Origin of the sequence: Aerococcus sp. 1KP-2016 (genome assembly GCF_002252085.1) — a bacterium.
Classification (GTDB): Bacteria; Bacillota; Bacilli; order Lactobacillales; family Aerococcaceae; genus Aerococcus.
In genome coordinates this window covers 1-6,108 of sequence record NZ_NEEY01000072.1, presented here as the reverse complement: position 1 = coordinate 6,108, position 6,108 = coordinate 1, and the positions used below count along the sequence as shown (strand labels likewise).

The 6,108-nt window shown below is 39.7% G+C and carries 10 protein-coding genes; 7 read left to right on the top strand and 3 right to left on the bottom strand.

Going from position 1 to position 6,108, the window contains the following annotated elements; genetic code table 11:
* Window positions 1-126: 126 nt before the first annotated feature.
* Window positions 127-858 (bottom strand): MIP/aquaporin family protein, encoded by a 732-nt coding sequence (locus B9P78_RS09020; RefSeq protein WP_094519115.1) that lies wholly within the window; start codon window positions 856-858, stop codon window positions 127-129.
* A gap of 120 nt (window positions 859-978) precedes the next feature.
* Window positions 979-1,158 carry an IclR family transcriptional regulator C-terminal domain-containing protein gene (locus tag B9P78_RS10745; RefSeq protein WP_094519114.1) on the bottom strand — a complete coding sequence of 60 codons (180 nt, stop codon included), beginning with the start codon at window positions 1,156-1,158 and terminating at the stop codon, window positions 979-981.
* A 36-nt stretch (window positions 1,159-1,194) separates the two neighbouring features.
* Here B9P78_RS10745 and B9P78_RS09010 point away from each other — a divergent pair, with 36 nt between their 5' ends.
* The gene (locus tag B9P78_RS09010) at window positions 1,195-1,791 is read left to right on the top strand and encodes a hypothetical protein (RefSeq protein WP_094519113.1); all 597 of its coding nucleotides are present in this window, start codon (window positions 1,195-1,197) and stop codon (window positions 1,789-1,791) included.
* Window positions 1,792-2,044: 253 nt separating this feature from the next.
* Here the strand turns inward: B9P78_RS09010 and B9P78_RS09005 are convergent, their stop codons facing one another.
* Window positions 2,045-2,611 (bottom strand): NADPH-dependent FMN reductase, encoded by a 567-nt coding sequence (locus B9P78_RS09005; protein ID WP_094519112.1) that lies wholly within the window; start codon window positions 2,609-2,611, stop codon window positions 2,045-2,047.
* Window positions 2,612-2,783: 172 nt separating this feature from the next.
* Between B9P78_RS09005 and amaP the strand changes: the two genes are divergently transcribed.
* The 6 genes from amaP to B9P78_RS08975 all read left to right on the top strand — a co-directional run bounded on the left by amaP (window position 2,784) and on the right by B9P78_RS08975 (window position 6,057).
* Window positions 2,784-3,362, top strand: coding sequence for an alkaline shock response membrane anchor protein AmaP (gene amaP, locus B9P78_RS09000; protein WP_094519111.1), 579 nt, complete (start codon window positions 2,784-2,786; stop codon window positions 3,360-3,362).
* A gap of 12 nt (window positions 3,363-3,374) precedes the next feature.
* Entirely contained in the window at window positions 3,375-3,602 is a 228-nt protein-coding gene (locus tag B9P78_RS08995; protein ID WP_094519110.1) for a DUF2273 domain-containing protein, read from the top strand.
* Window positions 3,603-3,700: 98 nt separating this feature from the next.
* On the top strand, window positions 3,701-4,162 hold the full coding sequence (locus B9P78_RS08990) for an Asp23/Gls24 family envelope stress response protein (RefSeq protein WP_094519109.1): 462 nt from the start codon (window positions 3,701-3,703) through the stop codon (window positions 4,160-4,162).
* 108 nt (window positions 4,163-4,270) lie between these two features.
* A complete protein-coding gene (locus B9P78_RS08985; protein ID WP_094519108.1) occupies window positions 4,271-4,849 on the top strand; it encodes a DJ-1 family glyoxalase III in 579 nt (192 codons plus the stop codon).
* Between the two features lies 1 nt (window position 4,850).
* Window positions 4,851-5,168, top strand: coding sequence for a membrane protein insertion efficiency factor YidD (gene yidD / locus B9P78_RS08980; RefSeq protein WP_233487857.1), 318 nt, complete (start codon window positions 4,851-4,853; stop codon window positions 5,166-5,168).
* Between the two features lie 124 nt (window positions 5,169-5,292).
* Complete coding sequence (locus B9P78_RS08975) at window positions 5,293-6,057, top strand: MerR family transcriptional regulator (RefSeq protein ID WP_094519106.1); 765 nt, start codon at window positions 5,293-5,295, stop codon at window positions 6,055-6,057.
* Window positions 6,058-6,108: the final 51 nt, after the last annotated feature.

Here is a 6,108-nt window from a genome sequence, read left to right as displayed (position 1 = left end):
TAAACAATCTCGCAAAAATATGCACCAATCCTCATCAAATTCATATGTCATTTTGTGTTTTCATACAAAAAAGGTGTGAATGATTTCTCATCCACACCTATCGGAGACCCATAATAATTTAGTGTTTTATAGGAATAATCCTTTGTATAAGGCTACGGCCACAATACCGGCTAAGATTGGGGCAACTACAGGTACCCAAGCGTAATCCCAGTGAGAAGAACCTTTGTGTTTTAGTGGTAACAAGAAGTGAACTAAACGTGGACCTAAGTCACGGGCTGGGTTTAAAGCAGGACCAGTAGGACCACCAACTGAGGCAACGAGTACCATTACTAAGAGACCAATACCGTAGTGAGCTGAACCTTGGAAATCTGCAAAGAATGGTGCTTTGGTAATACCTAAGGCACCGAAGAATAGGATAAATGAACCAACGAATTCGTTAGCGAATCCATACCAAGGACCTGGTGAATTGCTTGTTGTAGAGAAAGTACCGAATACATGATCAACATTAGTTGTTAAATCATAGTATGGTTTATAAATTAAGACAACAATCAATTGACCGATAATTGCCCCAATTAATTGGGCAACAATATAAACGACAACTTCTGACCATGGGAAAAAGCCAGATACAGCTAAGGCAATTGTAAAGGCTGGATTAATGTGGTTACCAGAAATAGAACCAAAAATAAGTGCAGGCATCATAACCCCAAAACCATAACCAAATGCGATGACTAACCAACCGGATTTGGTTCCCTTTGTACCCTCTAACTCAACATTGGCTACCGCACCATTCCCCAAGATAATCAGTAGGGCAGTTGCCATAATTTCCGCGATAAAACGTGTCATTAGTGAAAATTCCATATGTTTCCTCCTATAATGTGGCTATAAAAGCCAGATACGTAAAGTATATCTAATTGTAGTAGCTATGTCATCACATTTTTGCATACTTATTGGTCATAAACCAAAACGATACAATATTGTTTACTTTTCAAAATCCAAGCGTTCAGAAGCATCCATGCTAGCATCATGTAAAATATACATATACTCCTTTAATTTTTGATTATTAACCCGAGATAGCGGACCGACAATTGATAAAGAACAAACAATTTTGTTCTCGTAATTTCTGACTGGAAAAGCAAGTGAATAATTGCCGTAAGTCATCTCTTCGATACTTTAGTATTCAACTTACGTGAAGCCGTGGCAAAACCAGATGGCAAATACTTTGCAACATGGTTAACAGTATCACCACTAGTGCATGAAGTGGCTTTAATGGGTGATGAATTAGGGCAACATGGTCGTTTACACCATTTAGCTTACTGGTATGGTTTACCACAACATTTAAACGATTTGGCAGAAGCTTGTGTGGAATGGGGTATTCCAATTGAAGCTGGTCCATTAAAACATGGTGTTTCTCAAGCCCTATGTATGTATATCATTGAACCAGGTGGAAACCGTATTGAATTATTTGGTGACTCAGGTTACTTAATCTTTGAACCAGACTGGGAGCCAGTAATCTGGAATGAAAAAGATAAAGAACGTGCAATCATCTGGTTTGGTGGCGAGTTACCAGAAACATACTTCCGTTACGGTACACCACAAGTAAGAGATCCGAAAGAACAATTAAATGTTTACAACAACCCAATTAAGAATAAATTGGAACAAGCAAACTTTGTGTATGATGTTAGTGAGGAAAAAATCGATGAATTATACCATGGTGAAACTACCATTGGGCGTAATGATTTAACAAAACTAACTTTAGACACGGATACATCAGTACCTCGTGACGATGTATAAGCGTTCTGCTATATGGAACAAAGTAGCGCATAAAAAAGAATGGGCGAGGCTGGGACAAAACTACTTTTGCGAAAAAAGTAGTCCCACTTTCGTTTATTTTTATAAAGATATAGAAAAATACACGCCCACTACTGAACAAAAAAGTTCATAGTTTTGGGCGTGTATTTTTTTGAGAGACCTTTTGTCCCAGCCTCACTATAAGTAAAAAAGGAGGCTTCGACAAAGCCTCCTTTTTCTCTCATCTCATCCTATTTTAAAATCCGTATTCTGCGTCTTTTTTGGCCATGATTTCGGCTTGGACGTCTGCCATGGTGAAGACGTCGTCGACTAGGCGCTCCATTCTAAAGATGATATCGTCGTTGACGATTTCGTTACGGCCAAAATCACGATCTTCGATAAAGACATATTTGGTGACAACTGTAGCTTTCATATAATGAAGAATTGGCATCAATTGTGTTTCTACCATCAAATAATGACGTGGTGAACCCGCTGTATTGATAACACCAACAACTTTATCACGAAAGGCATTTACAGGTAGCAAGTCAAATAGATTTTTGACTGTTGCGGGGTAAGAGGCTTGGAATGTTGGCATTGATAAGACTAAAACATCCGCTGCCATGATGGTAGTCAATACTTCCCCAGTGTCACCAGGATATTCAAAATAGTTACGACCATCGGAAAACATCATATCTTTTTCGGCAAGGTCAATTAATTCAATATCGGCATCTGGGCGGTAGTTTTTGGCTTGTTCGATATAGGCATCTGCAGCTACGCGAGATTTCGTACCAACGTTAGATCCGCTAATTACAACAGTTTTCATCTTTTTGCTCCTTCTATGTGGTTAATTTTCCTTAGTTTAGCACGGTTTACAAATTAATTGAAATAATTTGTTTTAATTCGAATTATTATGCAGATTGTTTGCAATAGTGATAACTTTTATTGTAAGATATAAGTATCGATAATTTATATTATATAGCGTAGGAGGAGATCCGATGGGTACATTTAGAAGGTACTTTCAAATTTTATTAACTTTGGTAGGATTATTGGCATTGTTATTCGCAATTGCTTTATTCTATCCAATTCAATATTTGACCCCATTTGTACAAGACGTCGTCCTAGCTAATGCGTACGGTCGCTGGGCGATGTTAGCAGCCTTAGCCTTTGTGGCACTGGTTATCTTGTTTGTATTATTGCAAGCATTATTCGCTCCAGGAAAAAGAGACAATCTATTGGTGAAGACGGAAACAGGGGAATTAACATTTACCAAACGCTCAGTTGAAGACACGGCCATTCGGTCTATTCAACATTTAGCAAGCGTAAAATTTCCAACTGCCAAAGCCAAATTTGGTAAATCACCTGAGGATACCACTATTCAAGTGAACTTCCAGGTAGATGAAGTGGCAGACGTGATTAACTTGGCTAATCAAGTGCAAAGTCATGTTGAAAATGCTATTGAATCGACCATGGGCGTACCTGTTAAAGACGTGGACGTCAAAGTAACACAATTAAGCCAAGCAAGCATTGAAGCGGCAAATCAAGCGAAAAAAGCCGCTGCACCGCGTGTACAGTAGGGAGGGGATAATATGTCAGAAAGAAATGATCACACACAATTGAAAGCTGTATGGCGCCAATATAAAGGACGGATTATCGGCTTATTATCAGCCTTCATGTTCGCTTTATTATGGGTCATCTTTAATTTCGCTACAGCTGTTTTAGTATTCATCATTGGGGGCATTGGCTACCTTGTGGGGGCATACTTTGATGGTAAATTGGATATTCGCGAATGGCTTCGCTTTTTTACTAGAGCCTAACCCTTATCATTTGAAATGAATGTATATTCACGATATAGTTAACTTATAGGTTATTAACCTGTTGGATAAACCAACAACAAATATAGGAGGAATTTATAATGGCAGAAACAAATAAACAAGTACAACACGAAAACACTTTAGCTTTTGAACCTCGCGTCTTAGAACGTATTGCGAACAACTCTGTTCAAGATGTTGATGGCATTTTAGAATTAAAAGGTGACTTCACCTCAGGCGTGAAAAGCCTTTTCTCTAGTGGCGACGACAAGACGAAGGGTGTAAGTGCCGAAGTCGGACAAAAAGAAGTTGCGGTTGATTTATCAGTTATTGCTGAATACGGTAAAGATATTCCTGCAGCCTTTAACCAAGCTATCGAAAAAATTAAAGCCAATGTAGAACGTATGACTGGTTTAACAGTTGTTGAAGTAAATATGAATGTAAGCGACGTGATGACACGTGCTGATTATCAAAAACAACAAACTGAAGATGAACGTAAAAAAGCCGAAGAACGTCGTCGTGCTCACCAAAATGGTGAATACGCAGATGGTTCTCGCGTAGAATAGTATGTGTAAAACATGTAATAATAAGGGTCGACGAGGGTCGATCCTTTTCTTATGGAGAAAAATTCGGTAAGATATGTCTAAAGAAAATGAGGGACAGGAGGTTTTACCATGCAAACAATGATTTTATTAGGTGAAGGCTACGAAGAGACGGAAGCAATTACCGTTATCGATTATCTACGCCGTGCGGAGATTCCGATTGATATTGTATCGATTAATGAAGGCTTATCAACGCTCGGAGACCATGGTATTGAAATTATCGCCGACAAAATGTTGGATGATATCGATGTAGATGCCTATGATATGGTGATTACACCAGGTGGTCGTCCAGGTGCTGAAAAATTGGCTGGAGACCCACGTGTGACAAACTTGATCGCTAAACAATATGACAAGAAGAAATATATTGCAAGCATTTGTGCTTCTCCGATAGTATTGAATGCGGCAGGTATTGCAGGTGATTTGGATGGCACGAACTATCCAGGTTTCGAGGATCGTGTGAACTACAAGCATTTTCATGAGGATATTACCTTTTACGACGCTGACCATAAAGTATTGACTTCTAGAGGTCCGGCGACGGCGGTGTATTTTGCCTTGGATATTATCAAATTATTAAAAGGCGAGGCAACAGCTGAAAAAATCGCTGATGCACTTTTATTACCAATGGTTGAAGAACGGGCAAAAGAGGCATAGGATGGCAAAAAAAGCATTAATTAAGATGGTACGTGGCTACCAGAAGTATATTTCGCCCATGTTTCCACCAACATGTAGGTATTATCCGTCTTGTTCGACGTACATGATCCAAGCGATTAATAAACATGGCGCAGGCAAGGGCACTTTGATGGGTACAGCACGGATTTTGCGTTGTAATCCAATGGTTCCAGGGGGATTGGATCCGGTTCCGGACCATTTCAGCTTGAAACGCAACCGTGAAGAAATGTCGGATGAAGACAGGGCATATATGGTGATGCAGATGGAGAAACACCAACATGAACATCATCACGACCATTAAAACTAAAGATTCTAATGTAGTAGTTGGACCAGAGCAAAAGGGGTCCAACTTTTTTTGCCAAATATTTCAAAGGACTTGACCCTTCCCTTAGGGTAGCCCTTATGCTAGAAGTGAGGTGAGGGAAATGTATACAATCGGCGAAGTGGCTAAGATGACAGGATTGACCCATAAAACGTTACGTTATTATGACAGCATTGGCTTGTTGAAACCGAGTAACCATTCGGATGTTGGGTATCGTTTGTATGAACAGGCAGATCTAGACCGTTTGCGACAGATTTTATTGTATCGAGAAATGGGGCTTTCGCTAGAAGCTATCAAACAGATTGTTTATGCGCCAGATTTCGATGTGCAAGGTGCCTTAGCGAGTCATTTAACTTATTTGACTAAGGAACGGCAACGATTGGATGCACTCATCCAAGTAGTGACAAAGACACTTAGCGCAGAGGAGGAGGAATTGATCATGTCCAATGAAGAAAAATTTGAAGCATTGAAAGAGACGATTATACAGGAGAATGAAGCGAAGTACGGTGAAGAGATACGTAGAAAATACGGTGATGATGTTGTTGATTTAGCCAATGAAAAGTTGCACGATACCGATGCGAGTAGTTGGCAATCGATTGAGGAATTGAATGATCAATTGAATGTAAAACTTGCGGAGGCGGTTGCTTTAGGTGACCCGGCTAGTGAATTAGCGCAAGAAGTATGTGATTTACATCGCCAATGGTTGACTTTTTATTGGCCAGATGGCATGTACTCGGCAGACAAACATGCAGCTATCGTTGACATGTACCAAGCAGATGACCGATTTAAAGCCTATTATGAAAAGATTGCACCAGGAGCAAGTAATTTTTTATATCAGGCGATGACTATCTATTTAGCAGAAAAGTAACGACAAAAAAGCGAGAGTGGGCAATTGTAGAGGCCCCCAAAGTGAGACAAA